This window comes from Bradyrhizobium sp. 2S1, from assembly GCF_011516625.5.
Taxonomy (GTDB): Bacteria; Pseudomonadota; Alphaproteobacteria; order Rhizobiales; family Xanthobacteraceae; genus Bradyrhizobium; species Bradyrhizobium septentrionale.
Genome location: NZ_CP147717.1, coordinates 9,007,055 through 9,029,439, shown reverse-complemented (window position 1 = coordinate 9,029,439; position 22,385 = coordinate 9,007,055). Strand labels below are relative to the sequence as shown.

Below are 22,385 nucleotides of genomic sequence, written 5' to 3'. Positions count from 1 at the left end.
TCAGACTCGCTGCTTGGCGGATTTCGGGGCGAACAGGCCCTGCGGGCGAACCAGCAGGACCACGATCACCGCGCCATAGACGAAGGCGTCGCGGAATACGCGGGCATCGTGCGGCAGGGTGGCCTGGAACACGACGCTCGCAGCTCCGATCAGGAAGCCGGCGGCGACCGCGCCGGGCACGCTGCCGAGCCCGCCGATCACGGTTGCGATGAAGGCGATCAGCATGACATTGGCGCCCATGCCGATATCGGCCGTGCCGGAATTGGTGGCGAGGATCAGGCCGATCGCCGCCGCCAGCATGCCGCTGATGGCAAAGGCCAGCAGGATGACGCCGTTGGCGCGCACGCCGAGCATGCGGGCCATGGTGAAATTCTCGGCGGCGGCGCGCATCTCGAGGCCATAGCGCGTGCGCTTCAGGAACAGCACCAGCACCGCGAGCACCACCAGCGTGATGATGATGGTGACGACCTGCAGCATCGGAATATGGGCGCCGAGAAACTCCACCGGCAGGCCGAGGTTTGGCCACAGCGTGATCGACTTCGGGCGGCTCGAATAGAGCAACAGCAGCAGATGGCGGATCACGAAGCCGAGCGCAAAGGACGCGATCATCATGGTCGCTGGATTGGCGTTGCGGAAGCGGCGGAAGACGACGACTTCCGACAGCACCGACAGCCCGGCGCCGACCAGCAGCAGCAGCAGGGGGATCAGCAGGTAAAATGGCAGCCGGCCGGCAAATACGATCGCGGCAGCATCGACCGACGGCAACAACATGGCGAAGACACAAAAGGCGATGAAATCGCCATGCGCGAAGTTGACCAGGCGCATAACCCCGAACACCGCCGCGATGCCGAGCGCGCCGAGCGCATAAAGGCTGCCCAGGCTCAACGCGTCGAACACGATTTGCAGGGCAGCGGTCATGGCCTAATGGTCCCCGAAGCCGAAATAGGCCTGTTTCAGCCGTGCGTCCTTGACCATGTCGGCAGCCTCGCCCTCCAGCACGATGCGGCCGCCCCGGATCAGGACCATCCGCCCGCCCGTCATTTTGGCGCGGGTCGAGCTTTGCTCGACGATCAGCAGCGTGAGCTTGCGCTGTGCGCGCAGGCGCATCAGGATCTCGTAGACCTGGTCGATGATCTTGGGCGCAAGGCCGAGCGACGGCTCGTCGATCGCCATGATGCGGGGAGCCGCCATCAAGGCGCGGCCGATCACCAGCATCTGTTGCTGACCACCCGACAGCATGCCGGCCGTCGTGTGGCGACGCTCCGCCAGCATCGGGAAATCCCGGTAGACGGACTCAAGATCGCCGGCAATCCTGGTCCGGTCGGCGCGCATGCCGGTGCCGACTTTCAGGTTCTCTTCGACGGTCAGGCCGCCGAACACGTTGCGTCCTTCGGGCACCAGCGAAAATCCGCGCCGCGCGATCTCTTCCGGTGCTGCGCCGGTCACGCGCGCGCCGTCCAGCGTGATGCTGCCCGAGCCTGTCGGCACGACGCCGGCGATCGCATTCAGCAGGGTCGACTTTCCGGCGCCGTTGGGGCCGGTCACGAACAGGATTTCGCCCTCGGCGATGGTCAGCGTGACGCCGCGCAAGGCGGTGAGGCGCCCATAGCTCACGGTGATGTCGTTGACCGCCAGCAAGGTCATGACGCCGCGGCCTCTTCCGCGAGCGCCGGAACGACCTCGTCCTGCTGGGTGCCCATATAGGCATGCCGAACCGCGTCGCTGCGGCGGATCTGGTCGGGCGCGCCGACCTCGATGATCTCGCCGGAATCCAGCACGAAGATGCGTTCGCACAGTTCGAGCACGAGCCCGATATTGTGCTCGATCAGGAGAACGCCGATGCCGAGCTCGGCGGCGATCCGCTTGATAACTGCGGCCAGATCGTGGCTCTCATGCTCGGACATGCCGGCCGCGGGCTCGTCGAGCAGCAGATAGCGCGGCGTGCACATGATGGCGCGGCCGATCGCGACGCGGCGTTCGTCGGTATAGGGCAGGGCGCCGGCAATCGTGGCCGCGAGCGGCGAAATGCCGAGCCAGGTCAAGACGCGCCTGGCTTCCGCAATCGCGTCGCGCCGGCTCTGGCCGAGGCCGACGCCCGTCACTTCGAGGTTGTCGAGAACAGGGAGATCGCGGAACAATCGTCCCGATTGAAACGTGCGCGCGACGCCCATCCGCCGCAGTTTGTGCGCGGCAATGCCGCCGATCGCGGCGCCCTCCAGCTCGACGGTTCCCGTGCCGACCGTCTGGAATCCGGTCAGGACGTTGATCAGGGTGGTTTTTCCCGCGCCATTGGGCCCGATCAATCCGGTGATGCGGCCGCGGGGGACAGCCAAGGTCACGTTCGACAGCGCTTTCAGGCCATCGAATTGGACGCTGACGTCGCGAGCGACCAACTCCAAGCCTTGGGAAGTCATCGAGCTGTCGTCCCCTACGCGAAGCAACGATTGATTCCTAAGAAACGGCAGCATCTACTTTCGGCTCCAAGGGATGGAGAACAAAGCCGAATGCCTTGGCACGCCGATGCAAATTGTTGACCACTCGCGTCCGGTAACGCGTCTCGTAGGACGAGGCCCCGGGATCGACATAGTCCATTCCGTATCGCACAGCATTGTAGAACAGAACTGCGATCTTCCGGGCCGTGGCGGTCACGGCCTTGGCCTTGCCGATGCGCGCTGAGAGCCGTCTATAAAAGGCGCCGAGCGCAGTGTCTGTACGACCCACGGTCACGGCAGCAAGGCGCAGAAGTGCCGCCGCTCGGCCGCCGGATCGGCGCGTTCGGGACGAGAGCATTTTGCCGCCGGAGACCTTGTTGCTCGGCGCCAGTCCCAGCCAGGAGGTAAAATGCTTTGCACTTGGCCACGAGGAGAGGTCGTCGCCGCATTCAGCGATCAGCTTCAGCGAGAGGTAAGGACCGAGGCCGTCGATCGCGGTGAGGTCCTTTCCGAGCAACGCGAACAGCGCCTCGCGGACATCGAAAGCTGGAGCGTTCGCCTGATCGGTTCGATTCCGACGCCGCGAGACCCGCGGCGCTGATCCGTGGCCATGCCCCCGATGGAAGCTCAGTTCCTTCAACACGGCTTCAATTCGGGCGTCGCAGGCAGATGCCTTCTCGTGGTAGGCGTCGTAAAGCGCAAGTGCCTGCTCGAGCGCAAACAGATGCTCGGCGCGGTAGCTTCCGGTGAGCGCCTTCGCGATCGTCTCGGCGCTGGAGCGGCAACTATAATGGCGCAAGCACGCCAGCGCCTCAGGATCGCGCTCGCCGGCAAGGATCGCCCGTATGATACGCAGGCCGGTCACGCCGGTGATGTCGGTGACGACGTGGTGCAGCTGAAGATTCATCTCCGTCAAGGCCTTCTGCATATGCTGGATGTGTGAGGCCGCGTACTCCAGCAGACGCTCGCGCTGACGCACGTAGGCTCGCAGCTCGGCAATCTGCCCTTTGGGCCGAAAGCTGGCCCGCAGCAACCCGAATGAATGGAGCCGCTGCAGCCATTGCGCATCGCTGACATCGGTCTTGCGCCCCGGCACGTGCTTGGCATCGCGCGCGTTGACAAGAAACACGTTAAATCCCCGGGCATCGAGAAGCTCGAAGATCGGAATCCAGTAGACGCTGGTCGATTCCATGACGACAGTCTCGACGCCGCATTCAGTAAACCAGTCGACTAGCCGATGCAGATCAGCCGTGAAGGTACCGAAGCTGCGGACTGGCTCCGGTGCGCGATCTGCCCTCACGGCAGCCATGTGCATAGTCGCTCCGACGTCGATGGCAGCCGCGTCCGGGTGCACCATCTGCATCTTACCTCCGTTCCTCGACTTCGATCTTTTGGGGTTCATCTCTAATCCTCCTGCTGACGGCGGCGGAAGGGCTGGGCTGCGCTATACGTCAGATTCCTAAACGGGATCGCCGGATGGCGTCACCACTCTCAAGTGCGCGACAACCCATGGACCAGGTTTTTTAACGGGGTCACGTGCCACCAAAATCGTATCGGCCGCTCCCTCCCGGTCGGCAATCTAGCGCCGGTCCGTTTCTATCCCACAGGGGGAGCGCATCGCCGCGCATAGTTTTTTAGACGCGCGGGGCGATTGTAAAATTCGAAAAAGTAGTCACTGATATCGGAAAAATTGATGACCCTGACTTTCCGTCAGGTCCGCCACTTCATTGCCACCGCGGAATCCGGGAGGGTTTCGGCGGCTGCGGCTGCGCTCAACGTGACGCAATCGGCCGTCACGGCATCGATCAAGGCGCTTGAAGCCGACCTCGGCCACAAGCTGTTTGACCGGCATTCCAACGGCGTCACGCTCACCGTCGATGGTCAGCAATTCCTGCAGCGCGCCCGCGCGATCGAAGCCAGCGTGTCGGATGCGATGCGGGGGCCGCACCGCTGGGGCACCCAGGTCGACGGCACCGTCGACGTCGCAGTCAGCTACACGGTGGCCGGGTACTTCCTGCCGCCGCTGCTGTCGCGCTTCTGGCGGTCCTTTCCGGGCATCACCGTGCGGCTTCATGAGTTTCAGCGCGATGCCATCGAGCAGAGCCTGGTGAAGGGCAGCGTCGATGCCGCGATCATGCTTGTCTCCAATTTGCATGATCGGCGCAGCATCCATTCACGCCTCTTGCTGCGGTCTCCGCGCCGGCTCTGGACCTGCGCCAATCACCCGCTGTTGCGCAAGGACAAGGTCTCACGCTGGCCGATCTTGCCGGCGAGCCGTATCTGATGCTGACGGTCGACGAGGCTGAACGTTCCGCGATGCGTTACTGGCAGCGTACCCCGCATGTCCCCAATGTGACCTTCCGAACGTTGTCTGTGGAAGCGGTTCGAAGCATGGTGGCGACCGGAATGGGCATCACGATCCTGTCCGACATGGTTTATCGGCCCTGGTCCCTCGAGGGACACCGTATCGACGTCAAGGTGCTGGACGATGACGTGCACACCATGGACGTCGGCCTTGCCTGGAAAAGCAAGGCGCGGCTTTCTCCGGCGGCACGTGCCTTCTGCGAGTTTGTCGCGCATGCGTATCCGGGATCGGAGCCGATCCAGTTCGACTGAGGATGGCGGTCCTGGGAGCACGTGAAGGGCCGTCGCCGCGACTGTGACCCAACTAACAAGAGCTGCAATGGCGTTCGTGCTAACGTCTGAGCGCGGTTGGCACCGTGCCCCCCACGGCGCCTCCGTTCCAAGGGGCTGCCCGCTCATTACGAATCGCCTAGCAGCCGCGGGCGTGGCAGTCCTGCGGGCGCTTTGGATCAGCGGTCCACTTCGATTTCAAGTTCGGCGAACCGCTTGTATATCCACGATCGTCCGTCAAACCGTCGCCAGACTCGCCCCCAAGCCAACTCGCTCGTAATGGTTCGCCGTGGGACAATCACAGTCCACACGTGCCAAAGCGACATCCAGTCAGGCTTCGTCATACGGCTTCTTCAGTCAATTCGATCGGTTCGTGTGTACGAAGCCGCCACGCCGAATATCCTGGCGCGACGGCTTCGCCATGGTGGACCCGGATGGAGGGCAATATCCGGTACGCTGATGTCTGAGGGCTTCTGAGCATCAAGGCAAACGAACTCGCGCGTTAAGCTTGATGTCGCGCGGCGAGGTTAAATCTGGAACCTCCGCGCTCGGGTTAGCCCCATTTAGTTGAGGTTAACCGCACCATGTTATTGACGTCGCGCACTTGTGGCTGATCCCTTTTGCCGGAAACTGCACCCCCAGTGATTGGAGACGGGGAAGTGTCCTTCCAGCTGACCGTCTTGAAAGTGCTGGCCGGCCAGCCCACCGGGCGGGCCTCCGTTGCCGAAGTACGGCATGCCGTCGAAATCCTGATGAACAGCGGCAAGGACTGGACCGATCGCATGAAGCGGCTGCTCGCGCATGCGCCGGACCTGAATATCTTCTCGGCCAGGTTCGTGCTCCGTGATATTGAAGGCTGGTCGATCACAGAAGAAGGTCGGCAATTCCTCTCCACGCTCGATACGGCTGTCGCCGTTCGGAGAGAGCCGCCTCGATCGACCGCCGATCTGCCGCCCGGCGAGCCCGCTGCGCCGCCGGCAACGGATGCGGCAAGATCACTTGATCTACCCAGAAACCGTCGTCAGAAGCCGCGGCGGCGCCGCGCCAAAAGCCAATCCAACCGGCGCACAGCGTGACGCAGCGGCGCCGGCTTCGCGCCGGTCGCGGCGCGCGCGGTACCCCGATCGTTAGTAGAAACGCAATCTTTCACGCGCAGCATCGATCTAATTTGCATTAGTTATTGATGGGCTCGGAAATGATTGCTTTTCCCGACAGGCGAAAGTCTGTGCGTAATCCATCGCTGGATAATGCGTTAATCAGGTTTGGCGACATGTCATTGTGCTGTGTCGTCGGCGACATCACAGAGAACGGTGCGGCGCTGAAGGCGGATGATCCGCCGTCACCCCTTCCTGACCAATTCACGCTTATTGTTCCGCCAAGCAAGACTTACTCGTGCAACGTCGTTTGGCGAAAAGGCGCATGGCTCGGCGTCGCATTCGTTGCTGGATGACAGGGGCGGGTGTTTGATAACCTCGAATTGAGGGAAAATGCCAAGGCAATGTGAGCTATTTCACATGCCGTCACACGCTTAGCTGACACTATCCCGCTGTTATTTCAGCGGGACACCATGGACGACGATTTTTGCAGAGAGAGGGCGCGGACCGTGCGGGCGCTTGCTGAGCAAGCTGACCCGTTCATCAGGAAGCGCCTGTTGCAGCTGGCCGCTCACTACGAACGACGCGTCGCTCAGCCAGAGAAGGCTGATCGAGATCGGGCTGACCTGCCCGCGCTCTGGCCATCGATCTGGCCAACGTGAATTCCGGACAAGGGCTTAGCGAACAGTAGGAGCCGAGAACGCCGCTCGCCTTATCCTTGGCGTAGAACGGTGCGACGGCAGACACGGTCACGGCAGCCAACTTCAACATTGCGAGTTGATGTGACGCGGCCGCCGCCCGGCGGCAGGATCGCTCGCGCCGATATCGCTGCAATGACGGGAACCTGCTATTCGCTGGTGTGAGACATCCACCCGATCGCAGGGACTCGAAATGAACGCGCCGCCCATCGAGATTCGCCGGCTCTTGCCCGCGGACGCTGCCCTCTATCGCGACATCCGCCTCGAGGCGCTGCGCTTGAGCCCCGAGGCGTTCGGCAGCGCGTATGAGACGGAGAGCGTCCATCCCGTTGATTGGTTCGCCGAGAGACTGGAACGCGGCGCGGTGATACTCGGGGCGTTTCGCGGCGGCGAACTCGCCGGCATCCTCGGCTTCGTCGCTGGCGTCGGGCCGAAGCAGCGGCACAAGGGCGAACTGGTCGGCATGTATGTGCGGCCGGCGGCACGGCGCGCCGGCGTCGGCCGCGTTCTGATCGATGCCGCGCTCGATCTTGCCGCTGAAACGGTCGAGCTGGTGCTGATCGCGGTGGTGAAGGACAACGAGCTGGCCCATCGGCTCTACCGCAGCGCGGGCTTTGTCGAGTACGGGCTGGAGCAGCGCGCGCTGAAGATCGACGGTCGCTATTATGACGACATCCTGATGGCGAAGGATCTCGTCGCGCGCGGCTGACTGCGCGCGATGCAGCGCCCCGGTTGCTGCGGGCCGTTGCGATCGATGCACGTCCACGCATAAGGTCCGCATTCGCTTGCCGCCATCGCCCGGGAAACAGCCATGCCGAAGATCGACCTGACAAAAGTGCCGGAACGCAAGGGGACGGGTTATCCGGCCGAGTTTGCCGCGCCATGCGCCGAGCGCGTGCGGCAGCGTCTCGGCGACGCCGGCGGGCTCGCCGACTTCGGCGTCAATCTGATGCGGTTGCCGCCGGGCAATTGGTCGAGCCAGCGCCATTGGCATTCGGACGAGGACGAGTTCGTCTATGTGCTTGCGGGCGAGGTGGTGCTGGTGGAGGACGGCGGCGAGACCGTGCTGCGCGCCGGCGATTGCGCTGCGTTTCCGAAAAACTCCGGCAACGGACACCATCTGATCAACCGGTCGCAGATGACGGCGACCTATCTTGAGGTCGGCTCGCGCTCGCGCGCCGACATCATCACCTGCTCCGACGTCGACATGATGAGCCCGAGCTCCGACGGCCGCTTCCTGCACAAGGACGGCAGGCCCTACGAATAGCCGAACGGACGCGGCAGCGGTTGGGCATTGCGGATTGATCGCCAAAGGCCCAAATTTCCAGGGATCGCGTCTGGATACATTGCGATGACGGAATGGTATTTCGTTTGGCTTGATGGCCCACGCGGGCCTGAGCCGCAGAAATGGTCGTCGGACGGGCTGTGGGGGCAGCTTGGCCGCCAGGACATCATTGTGCGCTTTCCGCTGACGGAGCGCGAGGCCACACTGTCGATCGATCAGCTCGCGAAATTGCACCCGGTGCCGCAGTGAACCAGCCGCGCCAGCGCCGGCGGCCTTACACCACCAGCCGTCCTTCGCGCTCGGCGATCGTGATCTGCGCTTCCGTCCCCGAATTGAAATCGAGCCGGTCGGCTTCGATGCCGTCGCTGAAGATGACGCCGTTCTCGGGCATCAGCGAGCGCAGGCTGAGGCGCTCGGCGCGGTCGAGGCTGCCGCAGACCAGCGTGACCTGCGAGGTGCGGCTTGGAAACGGCTCGCGCACCGCAAAGCGTAGTACGCCCGCGTCCCAGGGCTGCGGCAGATAGGGCGGGGCGCTGCCGCCATTGCCGAAGCTGCCTGCGATCGCGAGCGAGCCGGTGACGATGCTCTTGAACCAGGCGGTCGAGCCGAGGCCGGTCGCGACGATCAGGCGCTCGACGACTGCCGCTCCTTCTGCCCGGCGAGCGCGATCGAGTAGACGGCTGACGTATGAGTGCGCGCGCCGATGAAGAGGTCGTTGACGGCGTAGAGCACCTGGCCGTTGGTGAGCTCGGCCCTGGCCATGGTCACCGCCTTGTGGCTGCGTCTGTCGGATGCGACCTCGCGCAGCAGGGCAGGGAGATCGCGCGGCACGAAGGGCAGCAGGATGCCGTCGTAGCGTTTCGCATCGGGGTTGAGCCCGATCAGGGGATGGCCGTCGAGATATTTCATCGTGTTGGCGACCACGCCGTCCTGGCCGAGCGCCACCACGATGTCGGCGGGGCCGAAGATGAAGTTCGGCAGAAAACTCCGGTCGATGATCTGGTAGCGTCCCCATTGCTCCAGCGCCTGCACGGTGACGTGGCGCTCGGCCTGGTAGATATCGTGCTCGCGCTGGTAGTCGGAGAAGTCGGCACCGAGATGCTCGACATAGAAGCGGGCCTGCGCCGCCGTCAGGTATTTTGTGATCAGTTCCTCGAGCCGCGTCTTGCGGGTGACGAGGACGATCTTGCGGTCATTGTCGGCGGGCACGGGCAACCTCCACAGCGGCGGGCTTCTCCAGCAGCGCGTTCAGCAGATCGGGCGAGACGTTGAGCTGGCCGATCTTCTCGGCCTTTTCGGCGATGCCGCTGATGGCCTGCGCGATCAGCTGTCCCGGCTGCATGCCGGCTGAGGCCAGCGCCTGGATCACGCGGGTGTCGACGCCCTCGAAGATCTTCATCAGCGCCCCCACGCGGTAGGCCTCGGCATCCGCCAGCGTGCGGGTGTTCTCGGCGTTGAGGCCGACAAAATCCTTGCGCTTGCTCTCCAGCGTGATGTCGGCGACCATGCCGGCCTCGCGCAGCTCGGCCTGCTTGGCGGCGACGCTCGCCTCGGCGTCCATCTGGGTCTCCCGGATCGAGCGCTTCTTCTGCTCGACCGCGATCTCGGTGTCGAGCTCGCTCTCGCGGATGGCGCGTTCCTGTTCCACGGCAAAATTGCGCCGCGCGAAGATCGCCTCGTCCGCGCTCTTGAGGATCGCTTCGCGCGCCTCGGCCTCCAGCGCCTTGGCGGTATCCGGCGTCGGCTTCACGCCGCGGATCGAGACGCCGAGGATTTCCAGGCCAAGCGAAGCGATATCGGCGCGGCCGCGCAATCCTGTCTCGATCAGGCCGGCGATGCGGTCGGCGGCCTGCAGGGCCTCCTTCAAGGTCAGCTCTTTGACCGCCTGCTGCGCCAGCACCTCGACGGTGGCGAGGATCCGCTGCGGCAGCTTCTCCGGGTCGTCGGACTCGTAGGTCTTGCCGTCGGCCTTGAGGGTGAAGTTGAGCATCGCAGCTGCCTTCTGCGGCTCGCTGATCCGGTAAGTGACATGGCCCTGAATGGTCAACGCCTGAAAGTCGCGGGCGATCTGCTGGAAGATGAAGGCCGCGTCGCGGCTGCCGATCGGGACCGCGACCAGCGAGGTGACCGGCCCATAATAGAAGCCGGACAGGCCGGCGCCTTGCTGGGTCACCGCGCCGCGGCGGAATTTCATGAGGTAGGTGGTCGGCTGGGCCTTGATGAAGCGGAGACCGAACATGGCGTGCACTCCCATAGTAAGTTGGTCTGAACAACTAAGTTAGTTGGACTGTACAACTAAGTATGTTATTGTCAAGCCGGGGCGCGAAAAGGTTCACGCCAAAGGTCATCGCCACCAGGGGAGCGGGAGAGCATGCCCGAGAAGCCGGATCTCGACTTTCCGAGGCCGCTGACGACGGTCGACGTCGTCATCTTCGCCATCCGGTCAGACGCGCTTCAGGTCCTCTTGGTTCAACGCCCAAGAGCGGAAACCGAGCCGTTCCCAGGGTCTTGGGCGTTGCCGGGCGGCTTCGTCGATATCGCCGGCGATCGCGACCTCGAAGCCTGCGCGGCGCGCAAGCTGAAGGACAAGACCGGCGTCGTCAGTCCGTATCTGGAGCAGCTCGGCAGCTGGGGCAGTGCCACGCGGGATCCGCGCGGCTGGTCTGCGACGCACGCCTATTTCGCATTGCTGGGCGAGCACGCCGCGGGCGGCGCGCTGGCCGCGGATGCGCAGTGGTTCGCGGTCGAGGGCGAGAAGGTGAGGCCGAAGCTTGCCTTCGACCATGCTGAGATCCTGCAGGCCGCGACCCAGCGGCTGCGCAGCAAGGTCGAGTACACCTCGCTGCCGGTCTACCTGATGCCGCCGGAATTCACGCTGCCGGAATTGCAGCGGACCTTTGAGATCGTGCTTGATCGCCCGCTGGAGAAGAGCGCGTTCCGCACCCGCATGCTCGCCGCCGACCTGATCGAGCCGGTTGCGAAGATGCGCAAGGGGCCGAACCGGCCGGCGCAGCTCTACCGGTTGAAGAGGTCCAAGGCCCCGGTGTTCTTCGCGCGGACCTTCAATCCGCCGGATTGAGATACGTGACCGGGCGTCAAACCGAAAGATCGAAGCCGGGCGTCGCAACGTCAGTCAGGAACGAGGTGAGGAACATCTTGCCGAGCACATGTTTGGCCGCGGGGGTGCCGGCCTTGATCCGGCCGGCACGGCTGGCCTCTGCGAGCTCGGCCAGCGTCGGCGCCGCAAGGCTCGTGTCGGGTGCGGTGCGCGGCGCGGTGGCGGATGCGCTGAGCAGCACGCCGGCGTAATAGAGACGGGTGAGGGCGCGGACGTGCGCGAGCCGGGCGCGCAGCGCGTCGTTCAGCGGATGGCCGCGCCAGGCACGATGCAGAATGTCTTGCAGCTCCGGCGTCCTCGCGAGGCTGTCGCCGACAACAGCGAGATCGACCAGTGGATCGGTCCGGTAGGCGGACTCCCAGTCGATCATCCAAAGCCTCACGCCATCGAACAGGATGTTGGCGGGAAGCGGGTCGTTGTGGCTCGAGACCGAGTTCGTGTCATCCCACACATAGGCCACGCGGATGCGTTCGAGATGTTCGTTACACAGGTCGAGCACGCCGGGTGCGAACAGGCCGGTGCGGCCAACATGGGCCCAGAGCCGGGCCACGATGTCGGGATAGCGCACGAAGGACGGAAAGGTCGGCGTCGCCTGTAGCCGCGCCAGCAATTCGCCGAGCGCCTTCGCCAGCACCGGCAGGCCGCCGGGATAGCGGCCGAGCGGCTGCCGCTGCACGAAATCCATCACCGCGACTCGCGACGTCTCGTTGGCATAATAGAGTCGCGGCGCGATGCCGGCCTCGGCGGCAATCCTGAGCGAAACATATTGATACGGATTGCGCAGCGGGCTCGGTACCCCTTCGATCCGTAGCAAATAATTCCAGCCGCCCGCATCGATCCGGAACAATTGCGCGGATGTGGCGCCGCCCGAGACAGATGTAACGGCGTCGATCGTTGCCGTGCCGATCACTTCACGCAGTGCGGCATGCGCCGCTTCGCGCTGCACAGGCGGAAGTGTATCGAGATCACTCATGCACAAAGAACTAGCATGACGGCTATGCGTGCCGAAATCGCATTGATGCAGCGTTCTCGATCTATTGCTGGCAGCGCGCGACGAAGCATGAAACAGTGCCGTAAAAATCATGTTGGGAGAAAACTTGATGTCGTTCGAGCGGGGGTTGCATTGCGCCGTTGCGTGCAGGACCGTTAAGTGCAGATCATGGATCGCGTTGCCATTATTCTGCCTGATCAGCACGTTCGGAGTGATGCATCGCGCCGCCGCTAGCGAATCCTTGCAGATTGTGGACGCGCGCGTACCGGCGGCCGACAAAGAAGGTGGGGACCTTCCCTTGACGATGACGATCAGGAACGAGGCCGACAGCGCCGATGCGCTGCTCCGTGTCCGCTGCCCGGTCGCGAATTTTTCCGAGCGTCACATCGTCGATCGCGGCGAAGGCGCGCCGGCGATGCGCTCGATATCCAATATACCAGTCCCGGCCAAGGGGACGCTCGAGCTGAAGCGCGACGGCTATCACGTCATGCTGCTGCAGCTGCGCCAGGTGCTCACGCCCGGCGAGACGTTCAAATGCGCGATCGTCTTTCAGAAGGCAGGCACAATCGAGACGGAGGTGCTGGTCCAGAAGTGACCACGGGAAGGCGGCGGGTGAGACTGTCACCTGTCGGGACTCAAGGCTTCTCGCGCGATCGCCCGTATGTGACGGGCGGTTCGATCAATGAAGAATGCTAGATCCGGAGGAAATGAATCTATGACAAGGTTGAATTGGGTTAAATCGCACATGCTCGCGGCGGCAGTAGCATCCGCTGCGACCCTCGCGGGCTCTTTCGCGCTCGCCGACGATGTCAACCAGGAGCGTCTGCTCAATGCCGACAAGGAAGCCGGCAACTGGCTGCACCACCACAAGAACTACTCGGCGACCCGCTTCTCGTCGCTGGCGGATATCAACAAGGACAACGTCAAGAACCTGAAGGTCGCCTGGACCATGCATCTCGGCGGCGTCGAGGGCGGCGGAATCTGGTCGCATGGCGGCCTGGAGGGAACTCCGATCGTCGAGAACGGATTCATGTACGTCACCGACGGCTGGGGTTCGGTCTACAAGATCGATGCCCACGGCGGCAAAGGCGTGCTGGTCTGGAAGATGGATCCCAAGACCGACCACGACTGGGCCGGCGCGGTCGCCTGCTGCGGCGTCGACAATCGCGGCGTCGCGCTGTGGGATAACCTCGTCGTCTCGCACACGCTCGATGGCCGCCTGATCGCGACCAACAAGGAGACCGGGCAGGTTGCCTGGCAGCGTCAGGTCGCCGATCCCGACAAGGGTGAGGTCATCACCGGTGCGCCTCTGATCGTCAAGGGAATGGCGATCACGGGCGTGGCCGGCGCCGAATACGGCATTCGCGGCTGGATTGCCGCGACCGATCTGAAGAGCCAGAAGGAAGTCTGGCGCACCCACACTATCCCGGGCAAGGACGAGCCGGGTCACGAGACCTGGAAGGACGACAAGAACGCCAAGGCGAGCGGCGGCGGATCGACCTGGGTCACCGGCAGCTTCGACCCCTCGACCAACACCATCGTCTGGGGCGTCGGCAATCCCGGACCGGACTGGGATAATGAATACCGGCCCGGCGACAACCTCTACACCGACTCTTCGCTTGGTCTCGATGCCGACACCGGCAAGATCAAGTGGCACTACCAGCACACGCCGAACGATCCCTACGACTATGACAGCGTGGCGGAGAACGTGCTGGTCGACGTCCCCGGTCCGAACAACACGACGCTGAAGCTCGCGCTCGAGGCCGACCGCAACGGCTTTGCCTATGCGATCGACCGCAACAGCGGCAAGTTCGTCTGGGGTCTGCCCTTCGTCAAGAAGGTGACCTGGACCAAGGGTCTCGATCCGGAGTCCGGCAAGCCGGTGGAGTATGATCCGAAGCAGGGCGTGCAGAAGTATAACGCGTCGGTCACGCCGAGCCGCACCAACAAGGAAACGGACATCTGCCCCGGCAACATGGGCGGCAAGAACTGGCCGCCGACCGCGTACAATCCGAACCTGAAGCTCTGGTACATCCCGGTGATCGAGAGCTGCAACCGGATCAAGGTCGAGGAGATGACGCCGGACAAGGTGAAGGCGCGCGAGTTCTTCACCGGCGGCGGGCCGAGCCAGCCGTTCAAGATCACGGGCAGCGTGACCGCGATCGACGTCACCACTGGCAAGATGGCGGGGAAGGCGGAGACGGAATTCCCGAACCTCGGCGGCATTCTGGCGACGCCCGACCTGGTGTTCTCCGGACAGCCGTCCGGCGAGGTGATCGCCTATGACGCAAAGTCGCTGCAGAAGCTCTGGGAGTTCAACACCGGCGGTGGCGTCAACGCGCCCCCGATGACGTTCTCGGTGGACGGCAAGCAGTATGTCGCGATCCTGGTCGGCCTCGGCGGTGCCTGGGACAAGTGGTTTATCGATGCCACGCCCGAGCTGAAGCGGATGCAGCCGGGCTCGATGCTCTACGTGTTCGCCCTTTGAAGTCGCACGCGCGGGAGGCTTCGGTGAGAGGCCTCCCGCGTCACTTTTGATCCAGAGAAACAAAACAAATGAAGCAAGGATGGTTGGTTGGCGCGTGGCTCGGCTGCGCGCTGGTGATGGGATTTATCGGTACGGCGCATGCGCAGTCGGCGAGCGATCCGACCGATGCCGGCAAGGCGGTGTTCAAGCGCGGCAATTGCATCGGCTGCCACAAATGGCACGGCAATGGCGGCGGCGGCTACGGCGGCGACGCGCTGTCGCTGCGCAAGACCGAGCTGACGCGCGAGCAGATCATCGAGACCGTGACGTGCGGGCGGCCAGGCACCGGCATGCCGTTCTTCGTGCGCGGCTCCTACGACACCACGAAATGCTACGAGATGACCCGGCAGGATGTCGCGGACCGCATGCCGCCCGAGGCGAATGTGTTCCTGCGGCCGAACGAGATCGAGGCCGTCGCCGACTACGTGCTCGCGCACGTCAAGGGCAAGGGCGAGCCGAGCTATGACGAATGCATCACCTTCTTCGGCGATGGCTCGCGCGTCTGCAACGTCTACAAGGACGCCGGCCACGCCGCCGCGCCGTCCGACCAGAGCGAGAAGGCAAAGCCATGAGCAAGCAACGATCGGCAATCCGTGGCCTCGTCTTCGCCGCCACCGTCACCGCAGCCGTGCCGGCGATGGCGACCGCGGGCGACCTGCGCGACATCAATGTCGGAATGGCGATCAGCAGCGTTCCCGACGCCGGATACATCAACCTGACGTGCGCCGGGGAGAAGACCACGCACAGATTGGCTGAATGGGCGCAGTGGCCGAATTGCCCGGCCGGGCCGGACCAGCTGCGCGGCATCCGCTTCGAGTATGATCGCGAGACCGCGCGGGAAGGCACCATGGTCGCCGGCCATCCGGCGATCCTGACCGTCATGATCGATCAGGACGCCAAGATCGCGGCGCTGACGATCGAGACCGATCCGAAGGCGCGGCTCTATCTGCGCAAGAAGGCCTTCCTGCTCGGCCTGCAGGCGAGGTCGCGCTATGGCGAAGACGGCTGGACCTGCTCGAACGCGCAGCCGGCCGGTGGCAAGCAGGAGGTCGGTGGCGTCTTCGTCGACGAGACGTGCAGCAAGGCGACGGAAGGCCGGACGGTCGTGATCGAGCGTCACCTCTATCGCGAGCCGAACAAGGAGCTGAAGGATATGACCGACGAGACCCGGATCACGATCCGCCGCGCGGGGTCGTAGAAGGTTCTCGTTGTCATGGCCGGGCTTGTGCCGGGCATGACGAAGATCAGGTCTCGATCGGTGGCGCGTCGACGTCGATCTGCGGCAGCAGGCCAGGCGACTGCCGCTCGACCAGCTCGCGCATCTTGCCGATGATCGCCCTGGCGTCCGCGGAGACGATCGCGCTGGGGCCGGCGACCGTGATGACCAGCGGGGGCGTCCGGTCGGTATCGGTCAACCGCATCGCGATTGCGCTGAGGCCGGGCGTGCCCATGTCGCGGGTATAAGCAAAGCCCTGGCGCCGGATCGTCGCCAGCGCATGCTGGATATCCGGAAAGCGGACCGGAGATGACGGCGCTTCCTCGGCGTTGATCCGCTGCACGATCCGCCGCGCATCCTCGTCGTTCATCAGGCTGAGAAACACCCGGCCCGGGGTCGAATGGGTCAATAGCCGCCGCGCACCGGGCTCGAGATAATAGCGCACCGGCGTCGTACCCTGCAGCACGCGGATGTACTGGCTGTAGAGCTGGTTGCGCGCCACCACGAAGGTCGTCAGCCGCGTCGCCTCGTGCAGCTCGCGCGTGATGGCATCGAGCGTGACGCCCGGCAGCTTTTCGCTCTTCAGCCAGCCGCCGAGCAGGGCGATGCGGACCGTCGGCCGGTAGGTGCGTGCCTGCCGGTCATGGTCGACATAGCCGAGCTCGACCAGGCTCTTCAGCAGCGCCGACGTGCTCGACGGCGGGTAGTTCAGCCGCCGCGCGATCTCGGTCATCGTCGCCGGCCGCTCGATCCCGGCAAAATATTCGAAGATGCGGAGCACGCGGTGCGCCGACTTGACGACGGACGGATCCGCGCTGCCGTCGGCGGCGCGAAACAATTCGTCATGCCGGTTGGCCTCGATCACCGTCGCCGCGGGATCGTCGAGTTGCGCGCGCACCCGCTCGGCGACGATGCGCCTGCGGCCCCGCCGCGACGGGGGCTGGGTGTCGGAGCGCGCTCCCTTCATCTGCTGCCGCTCGTGTCCTTGCGCAGCGCCAACTTGGTGCGCCGCAACATCCTTGTTGTCGCCTTCTGCTGTCGAATGTGCAGCGAATCCGGCTGAGGTCAATAGTGCGCGGTGCAGCATCGACCTGGCATGCGATCCACGAGCGGACGGCATTTCCTCCACGTATCTGAAATTATTCTCGCGCGGGGGGCCGGTGGTGGACATCGGCACCATGGTTCTCGATGTTGCAGACAGACCGGGGATGACATCCCGCACACCGGAAAGGCTGGTGCGACGTCATCCCGAACAAGGAGAGCCCCGATGCAGATGAGCGCGCGCGACCTTCGCAGCCCCGACGATGCCGCAAATCCGGCCGATCCCGCCCGCTACATCTCGCATGATTGCGCCGGCCTCAATTTCTACGATCTCGATCGCGGTCTGCGCGGCCTGCTCAATCTGTATCTGTCGCGCGAGGATCGCGACAAACTGGAGCCGCATTTCCACCGCCTTGGCGAGCTGGCGGGAGGCAGGCTCGACCGGCTGGCGCGGATCGCCGACAAACACGGCCCGGTGCTCAATCCGCGGGACGCTTACGGCCGCGACGAGGACTGGATCGACTATCATCCGGCGTATCGCGAGATGGAGGCGATCGCCTTCGGTGATTTCCAGTTTCACGCCATGAGCCATCGCGCCGGCGTGCTCGGCATGGATCGGCCGCTGCCGGCCGTGGCCAAGTATGTGTTCCAGTATCTGTTCGTGCAATCCGAGTTCGGGTTGATGTGCCCGATCAGCGTCACCGATACCTCGACGCATCTGATCCGCAAGTTCGGCTCCGACGAGCTCAAGGCCTATCTGCTGCCGATGATGCTGTCCGACGACATGGCGACGCTGTGGAAGGGCACGCAGTTCATGACCGAGCGCGCCGGCGGCTCCGACGTCGGTGCGGTCGAGACCGTTGCGCGCCGCGATGGCGATGTCTGGCGCCTGACCGGCGACAAATGGTTCTGCTCCCACGCCGATGCCGACGTCGCGCTGATGCTGGCGCGGCCGGAAGGCGCGCCCGGTGGCACCAGGGGTCTGGCGCTGTTCGCGCTGCCGCGCCGCCTGAAGGACGGACGGCGCAACAGCTACCGGATCGTGCGCCTCAAGGACAAGCTCGGCACCAAATCGATGGCGTCAGGCGAGATCCGGCTCGACAACGCGGTCGCTTATCTCGTCGGCGATCCGACGCAGGGCCTCAAGCAGATGATGGAGCAGGTCAACCTCTCGCGCCTGTCGCACGGCGTGCGCGCTGCGGCCATGATGCGGCGTTGCGTCAACGAGGCCAAAGTCAGCGCCTCCTCGCGGGTGGCGTTCGGCCGGCGCGCGATTGATTTCCCGCTGCTGCGCCGGCAGCTGATGAAGCTGATCGTGCCGACCGAGCAGGCGCTGTCGATGATGCTGGTGGCCGCGCGCGCGATGGACGATGCCAATGCCGGTTCGGCGCAGGCGAGGGACCTGCTGCGCATCCTGACGCCGCTCTTGAAGTACCGCGCCTGCCGCGACAACATTCCGGTCTCAACCGGCGCGATGGAGGTGCGCGGCGGCAACGGCTACATCGAGGAATGGGTGCAGCCGCGGCTGGTGCGCGACGCCCATGTCGGCGTGCTCTGGGAAGGCACCAGCAACATCAACGCGCTCGACATCATCACGCGCGCCGTCGGCAAGAGCGGCGCGCAGCGGGCGCTGGCCGCGGCCCTGCATGCGCGGCTCGACGAGGCGAAGGCTTTGCCGGAGCCGTTCCGCAACCGCCTCCGCACAGCGCTCGACCGCGCAATCGGCTTTGCCGAGCAGGTGGCGGCCGATCGCGCGGCGGAGCATTCGGCGCGGCTTGCGGCCAGCGCGCTCTACCATGCCGCGTCAGCGATCGTTCTGGCCTGGGAAGGCTGCCAGGCGGAGGTCGATGCAGGGCGGCTGTTGCTGTCGCGCTTCGTGCTCGAGCATCGCCTGACCGCGAAGGACCCGTTGGCGCCGGCCGACGATGCGTGGGAACGCGACGCCATCGCGCTGGTGCTCGGCGACGAAGCGGTTACGCTCGCACGGGCGGCAGCGTTGCTGGTTGCTTGATCGCCCGGTCCTGGCGCGGATTAGTGCCGCGCCAGCAGCACCACGACGATCAGGGCCAGGATCGCGCACAGCACTTTCCAGAATGTCACGGGATCGCGATCGTGCAGCGATTTCCGGGTCGTGACGGCGGGGCCGGCCCAGGTCGCTCCGTTCTCCAGTTCGTGCGCGAACTCGATGGCGTCGCCGAAGCGTTGTGCCGGCTCGACGCTGAGCGCCTTGCCGATCACCGCATCGAGCCAGGCCGGCAAATCGGGGCGGTAGCGCGACAGCGGCGCCGGCTTGCCGAAGCGCGGCCGCGAGAACGGCTCGATCTCGCCGAACGGATAATTCGCGGTGAACATCCGGTAGACGGTGACGCCGAGCGCGAACAGGTCGGACGCCTCATCGCCTGCCCTGCCGCCGAACAGTTCAGGCGCCATGTAGCTCGCGGTGCCCGGAATGTCCTCGGCCGGAAAATCCTCCAGCAGCGGCACCCGTGCGACCCCGAGGTCGACCAGCCGCAGCCCGCCGTCCTTGAGCAGGATCACATTGTCCGGCTTGATGTCGCGATGGATGATGCCGGCGCGATGCAGCGCCGTCACCGCGCGCACCAGCTTGGTGGCAAGCCCGATCCCTTCGGTCAGCGACAGCCGCGGCGCGCGATTGAGCCGCTGCTCCAGCGTCTCGCCGTCATAGAGCGGCATCGCCGAATAAAGCCTGGTCCGCCGTTCCACGGGCACCTCGATGATCTCGCCGATCCACAGGCTGCGCACGCGCGCGGCGACCCACGCCTCGCGGACGAAGGCGAGGCGATAGGAGCCCTCGCTGGCGACCCGCGGATGCGGAAATTTCAGCACGACCTCGCGGCCGACGCGCTTGTCGACCGCCCTGAACAGGCGGCTGTAGCGTCCGTCGGACAGCACGTCGCCGAGCGCGAAATCGTCGACGATGTCGCCGCTTTCCGGCAGATCGCCGATCGGCAGCGTTGCGATCGAGTGGGTAAGCTCGTCACGATCCGCCGGCGGCAGGTCGACGACGTCGAGCACCAGCGCAGTGGTGTTGTCGCTGCTGCCGGCCGCGAGTGCGGCCTCGACGATGGCGCCTGCCGATTCCTCCGGCGGCGTGCGCTCCTCCAGCAAATGCAGCAGGCGGGAATCGCCGAGCGCGCCGTGCACCCCGTCGCTGCAGATCAGAAGGCGGTCATGTTGCCGCAGCCCGACCGAGGTGTAGTCGAAGCGGGCGAATTCCTCGAACCCGATGGCGCGGTTGAGCAGATGCGCGAGATCGCCGCGGCCGGCGATGTGATCCTGCGTCAGCCGTTCCAGGCGTCCATCGCTCAGGCGGTAGACGCGGGTGTCGCCGATATGGATCACATGGCACTGCCGCCGCGACAGGATGACGGAGGAGAACGCACACGCCATGCCGCTGCGCGCGGCATCGACCCGCCCCTGGCCGTAGATCCAGCTGTTGGTGGCTTCGAGCGCCCGTGCGGCGCGGCGGCGGACGCCGAGCGTCTCGGGCAGGCAATAATAGGCGTCGATGAAGCTGCGGACGGCAACCTCCGCGGCCTCGCGTCCGCCCTTGTGGCCGCCGACACCGTCGGCGACGGCCGCGACGACGTCGCGGTGCAGCGTGCCCGGCGTGCCGAAGCACGCCGCGACATAATCCTCATTGGCGGCGCGCTTGCCGATCTCGCTGGCGAAGCCGAGCCGCACTCCCAATTCCCGTTGCGAGCCGTTCGCCACGTCGGTGCCCCGTCACCTTGCGGGGCGGGCGGTCAGACGCGCGCTCCCGACGCCGCGCCCCAGGTGGTGCGCCAGCGGACCTTGACCATGGCAAGTCCGATGAAGCCAAGCAACGCCAGCAGGCCGAAGAACAGGAAGCCTGCGCCGAAGCTGCCGGTCATGCCCTTGGCGGTGCCGAGCGTTTGCGCCAGGAAGAAGCCGCCGACGCCGCCGGCGAAGCCGACGAGCCCGGTCATCAGGCCGATCTCGTGCCGGAAGCGCAGCGGGATCAGCTGGAACACCGCGCCGTTGCCCATGCCGAGCGCCAGCACGCCGATCGAGAACAGCAGCACCGAGGTCCAGGCGATGCGCGGCAGCTCGGTCAGCGACCAGCCGGCTTGCGTCGGCGCGGTCGGCCCCTCCGGCATGAACGCGATCACGAGATAGGCCGCGACCACGACCCCGAACAGGATCGACAGCGAGCGGATGCCGCCGATGCGGTCGGCGATCATGCCGCCGACCGGACGAAAGCCCGAGCCGAACGCGACGATCAGCGCCACCAGCATGCCGGCGGCAACGCCGGAGACATGATACTGCACGGTGAAATACAGTGGCAACGCGTTGGCGAGGCCGACGAAGCCGCCGAAGGTGATGAAGTAGAAGAACATGAACCAGCGGCTGTCGGAATCCTTCAGCAGCGCGCCATAGGCCTTCAGCGAGATCGGCTTGCGCTCACCCGGCGCGTCCTTGGCCGCCATGATGTAATAGGCCAGCACCATCAGCATCGGAAGCAGCAGGCAGCCGAACACGGCCTGCCAGCCCCAATGCTCGGCGATCGTGGGCGCGAGCAGCGTGTCGAGCACGACGCCCATATTGCCGGCGCCCGCAATCCCCATCACGACGCCCTGATATTGCGGCGGATACCAGCGGCTCGCCTGCGGCAGCGCCACGGCGAACGAGGCGCCGCCGACGCCGAGCGCCAGGCCGAACAGCTCGATCGCGAACTTGCTGTGCAGTCCGAACTGCCAGACCGACACGGTTGCGGCGATCACGACGAGCTGGGCGATGATGCCGGTGCGCTTGGCGCCGATGACGTCGGCGAGAATGCCCATCGGCACGCGCAACAATGCGCCGGCGAGCACGGGAATGGCGACCAGGGTGAACTTCTCGTTCACCGCCAGATTCATGTCGTGCGCGATGTAGACGATCAGCGGGCCGAGCGCGACCCACGCCATGAAACTGATATCGAAGTAGAGGAATGCGGCGAGCAGCGTCGGCCAGTGACCTGCCTTCTTGAATTCAGCGAACTTCATTGGCAACGACCTCGCAATGATGCGGCCGGAGCAGCCGCATTCTCGCGGTCAGTTCCGGCGCAAACAGTCATGATATGGATGAAAAGGTGAGCGCGCTCGTCGTTGAGGCGCACCTGATTGACGAATGTTCAGCAATAACCGTGCCATCGAATCGCATGCGGACGCTTCGTCAGCGATCGCAAGGCGTTGCCGCTGTGTCGGCGATCGCGTGTGAAGGCTCCGCGTGCTGCCGCTGACAGCACATGCCGCCGCGCAAACGCGCAGGCTGGTGCTTTTTTGAGCGGCGCGCGTGCTTGCTTGCAAGGGCGTGTCAATGCCGCGC

Annotated in this window: 23 protein-coding genes and 1 pseudogene; 14 read left to right on the top strand and 10 right to left on the bottom strand. The window is 64.8% G+C overall.

Translation table 11 applies throughout. The features are described from left to right. The 4 genes from HAP54_RS43185 to HAP54_RS43170 are packed head-to-tail and all read right to left on the bottom strand — an operon-like array spanning position 1 to position 3,834. Positions 1–918 carry a branched-chain amino acid ABC transporter permease gene (locus HAP54_RS43185; protein ID WP_166297451.1) on the bottom strand — a complete coding sequence of 306 codons (918 nt, stop codon included), beginning with the start codon at positions 916–918 and terminating at the stop codon, positions 1–3. A 3-nt stretch (positions 919–921) separates the two neighbouring features. Further along, positions 922–1,644: an ABC transporter ATP-binding protein gene (locus HAP54_RS43180; protein ID WP_166297449.1), complete on the bottom strand. Its 723-nt coding sequence runs from the start codon at positions 1,642–1,644 to the stop codon at positions 922–924. Continuing rightward, positions 1,641–2,414, bottom strand: a complete 774-nt coding sequence (locus HAP54_RS43175; protein ID WP_166297447.1) for an ABC transporter ATP-binding protein — start codon at positions 2,412–2,414, stop codon at positions 1,641–1,643. Before HAP54_RS43175 ends, HAP54_RS43180 begins: the two co-directional genes overlap by 4 nt. Positions 2,415–2,451: 37 nt before the next feature. Beyond that, positions 2,452–3,834 carry an IS110 family transposase gene (locus HAP54_RS43170; protein ID WP_166298319.1) on the bottom strand — a complete coding sequence of 461 codons (1,383 nt, stop codon included), beginning with the start codon at positions 3,832–3,834 and terminating at the stop codon, positions 2,452–2,454. 291 nt (positions 3,835–4,125) lie between these two features. Here HAP54_RS43170 and HAP54_RS43165 point away from each other — a divergent pair, with 291 nt between their 5' ends. The 8 genes from HAP54_RS43165 (at position 4,126) to HAP54_RS43130 (ending at position 8,392) form a co-directional block, all read left to right on the top strand. Further along, positions 4,126–4,716: a LysR family transcriptional regulator gene (locus HAP54_RS43165; RefSeq protein WP_283843140.1), complete on the top strand. Its 591-nt coding sequence runs from the start codon at positions 4,126–4,128 to the stop codon at positions 4,714–4,716. Continuing rightward, a complete protein-coding gene (locus HAP54_RS43160; RefSeq protein WP_283843141.1) occupies positions 4,716–5,048 on the top strand; it encodes a LysR substrate-binding domain-containing protein in 333 nt (110 codons plus the stop codon). Before HAP54_RS43165 ends, HAP54_RS43160 begins: the two co-directional genes overlap by 1 nt. Before the next feature lie 677 nt (positions 5,049–5,725). Then, the gene (locus HAP54_RS43155; RefSeq protein WP_166297444.1) at positions 5,726–6,142 is read left to right on the top strand and encodes a hypothetical protein; all 417 of its coding nucleotides are present in this window, start codon (positions 5,726–5,728) and stop codon (positions 6,140–6,142) included. Positions 6,143–6,261: 119 nt separating this feature from the next. Continuing rightward, a complete protein-coding gene (locus HAP54_RS43150) occupies positions 6,262–6,516 on the top strand; it encodes a PilZ domain-containing protein (RefSeq protein ID WP_166297442.1) in 255 nt (84 codons plus the stop codon). Between the two features lie 117 nt (positions 6,517–6,633). Beyond that, positions 6,634–6,822 (top strand): hypothetical protein, encoded by a 189-nt coding sequence (locus tag HAP54_RS43145; RefSeq protein WP_166297440.1) that lies wholly within the window; start codon positions 6,634–6,636, stop codon positions 6,820–6,822. A 229-nt stretch (positions 6,823–7,051) separates the two neighbouring features. After that, positions 7,052–7,567, top strand: a complete 516-nt coding sequence (locus HAP54_RS43140) for a GNAT family N-acetyltransferase (protein WP_166297438.1) — start codon at positions 7,052–7,054, stop codon at positions 7,565–7,567. Between the two features lie 102 nt (positions 7,568–7,669). After that, the gene (locus HAP54_RS43135) at positions 7,670–8,125 is read left to right on the top strand and encodes a cupin domain-containing protein (protein WP_166297436.1); all 456 of its coding nucleotides are present in this window, start codon (positions 7,670–7,672) and stop codon (positions 8,123–8,125) included. Between the two features lie 84 nt (positions 8,126–8,209). After that, positions 8,210–8,392 carry a hypothetical protein gene (locus tag HAP54_RS43130; RefSeq protein ID WP_035976650.1) on the top strand — a complete coding sequence of 61 codons (183 nt, stop codon included), beginning with the start codon at positions 8,210–8,212 and terminating at the stop codon, positions 8,390–8,392. A gap of 25 nt (positions 8,393–8,417) precedes the next feature. Here the strand turns inward: HAP54_RS43130 and HAP54_RS43125 are convergent. Both HAP54_RS43125 and HAP54_RS43120 read right to left on the bottom strand, forming a co-directional pair. Beyond that, a pseudogene (locus HAP54_RS43125) lies at positions 8,418–9,352 on the bottom strand (sugar kinase). Further along, positions 9,336–10,382 carry an SPFH domain-containing protein gene (locus HAP54_RS43120; protein ID WP_166297434.1) on the bottom strand — a complete coding sequence of 349 codons (1,047 nt, stop codon included), beginning with the start codon at positions 10,380–10,382 and terminating at the stop codon, positions 9,336–9,338. The pseudogene HAP54_RS43125 and the gene HAP54_RS43120 overlap by 17 nt, the downstream one beginning before the upstream one ends. A 132-nt stretch (positions 10,383–10,514) precedes the next feature. On the opposite strand from HAP54_RS43120, the gene HAP54_RS43115 reads away from it, so the two are divergent. Further along, positions 10,515–11,222 carry an NUDIX hydrolase gene (locus HAP54_RS43115; protein ID WP_166297432.1) on the top strand — a complete coding sequence of 236 codons (708 nt, stop codon included), beginning with the start codon at positions 10,515–10,517 and terminating at the stop codon, positions 11,220–11,222. A 16-nt stretch (positions 11,223–11,238) separates the two neighbouring features. Here HAP54_RS43115 and HAP54_RS43110 read toward each other — a convergent pair whose 3' ends face one another. Then, on the bottom strand, positions 11,239–12,456 hold the full coding sequence (locus HAP54_RS43110; RefSeq protein ID WP_166297430.1) for a phosphotransferase: 1,218 nt from the start codon (positions 12,454–12,456) through the stop codon (positions 11,239–11,241). 10 nt (positions 12,457–12,466) lie between these two features. Here HAP54_RS43110 and HAP54_RS43105 point away from each other — a divergent pair, with 10 nt between their 5' ends. From HAP54_RS43105 to HAP54_RS43090, 4 genes are all read left to right on the top strand, one after another. Next, positions 12,467–12,847 carry a copper chaperone PCu(A)C gene (locus tag HAP54_RS43105; RefSeq protein WP_175619615.1) on the top strand — a complete coding sequence of 127 codons (381 nt, stop codon included), beginning with the start codon at positions 12,467–12,469 and terminating at the stop codon, positions 12,845–12,847. 120 nt (positions 12,848–12,967) lie between these two features. Next, entirely contained in the window at positions 12,968–14,740 is a 1,773-nt protein-coding gene (locus tag HAP54_RS43100) for a PQQ-dependent dehydrogenase, methanol/ethanol family (protein WP_224741540.1), read from the top strand. Between the two features lie 68 nt (positions 14,741–14,808). Then, complete coding sequence (locus HAP54_RS43095) at positions 14,809–15,351, top strand: c-type cytochrome (protein ID WP_166297426.1); 543 nt, start codon at positions 14,809–14,811, stop codon at positions 15,349–15,351. Then, the gene (locus tag HAP54_RS43090) at positions 15,348–15,977 is read left to right on the top strand and encodes a hypothetical protein (protein WP_166297425.1); all 630 of its coding nucleotides are present in this window, start codon (positions 15,348–15,350) and stop codon (positions 15,975–15,977) included. Before HAP54_RS43095 ends, HAP54_RS43090 begins: the two co-directional genes overlap by 4 nt. A gap of 46 nt (positions 15,978–16,023) precedes the next feature. Here the strand turns inward: HAP54_RS43090 and HAP54_RS43085 are convergent, their stop codons facing one another. After that, positions 16,024–16,962 carry an IclR family transcriptional regulator gene (locus HAP54_RS43085; protein ID WP_166297424.1) on the bottom strand — a complete coding sequence of 313 codons (939 nt, stop codon included), beginning with the start codon at positions 16,960–16,962 and terminating at the stop codon, positions 16,024–16,026. A 300-nt stretch (positions 16,963–17,262) separates the two neighbouring features. Between HAP54_RS43085 and HAP54_RS43080 the strand changes: the two genes are divergently transcribed. Further along, positions 17,263–19,047 carry an acyl-CoA dehydrogenase family protein gene (locus HAP54_RS43080; protein WP_166297423.1) on the top strand — a complete coding sequence of 595 codons (1,785 nt, stop codon included), beginning with the start codon at positions 17,263–17,265 and terminating at the stop codon, positions 19,045–19,047. A 20-nt stretch (positions 19,048–19,067) separates the two neighbouring features. Here HAP54_RS43080 and HAP54_RS43075 read toward each other — a convergent pair whose 3' ends face one another. After that, positions 19,068–20,771 (bottom strand): bifunctional protein-serine/threonine kinase/phosphatase, encoded by a 1,704-nt coding sequence (locus HAP54_RS43075; RefSeq protein ID WP_166297421.1) that lies wholly within the window; start codon positions 20,769–20,771, stop codon positions 19,068–19,070. Positions 20,772–20,803: 32 nt separating this feature from the next. Then, positions 20,804–22,063: an MFS transporter gene (locus HAP54_RS43070; RefSeq protein ID WP_166297419.1), complete on the bottom strand. Its 1,260-nt coding sequence runs from the start codon at positions 22,061–22,063 to the stop codon at positions 20,804–20,806. Positions 22,064–22,385: the final 322 nt, after the last annotated feature.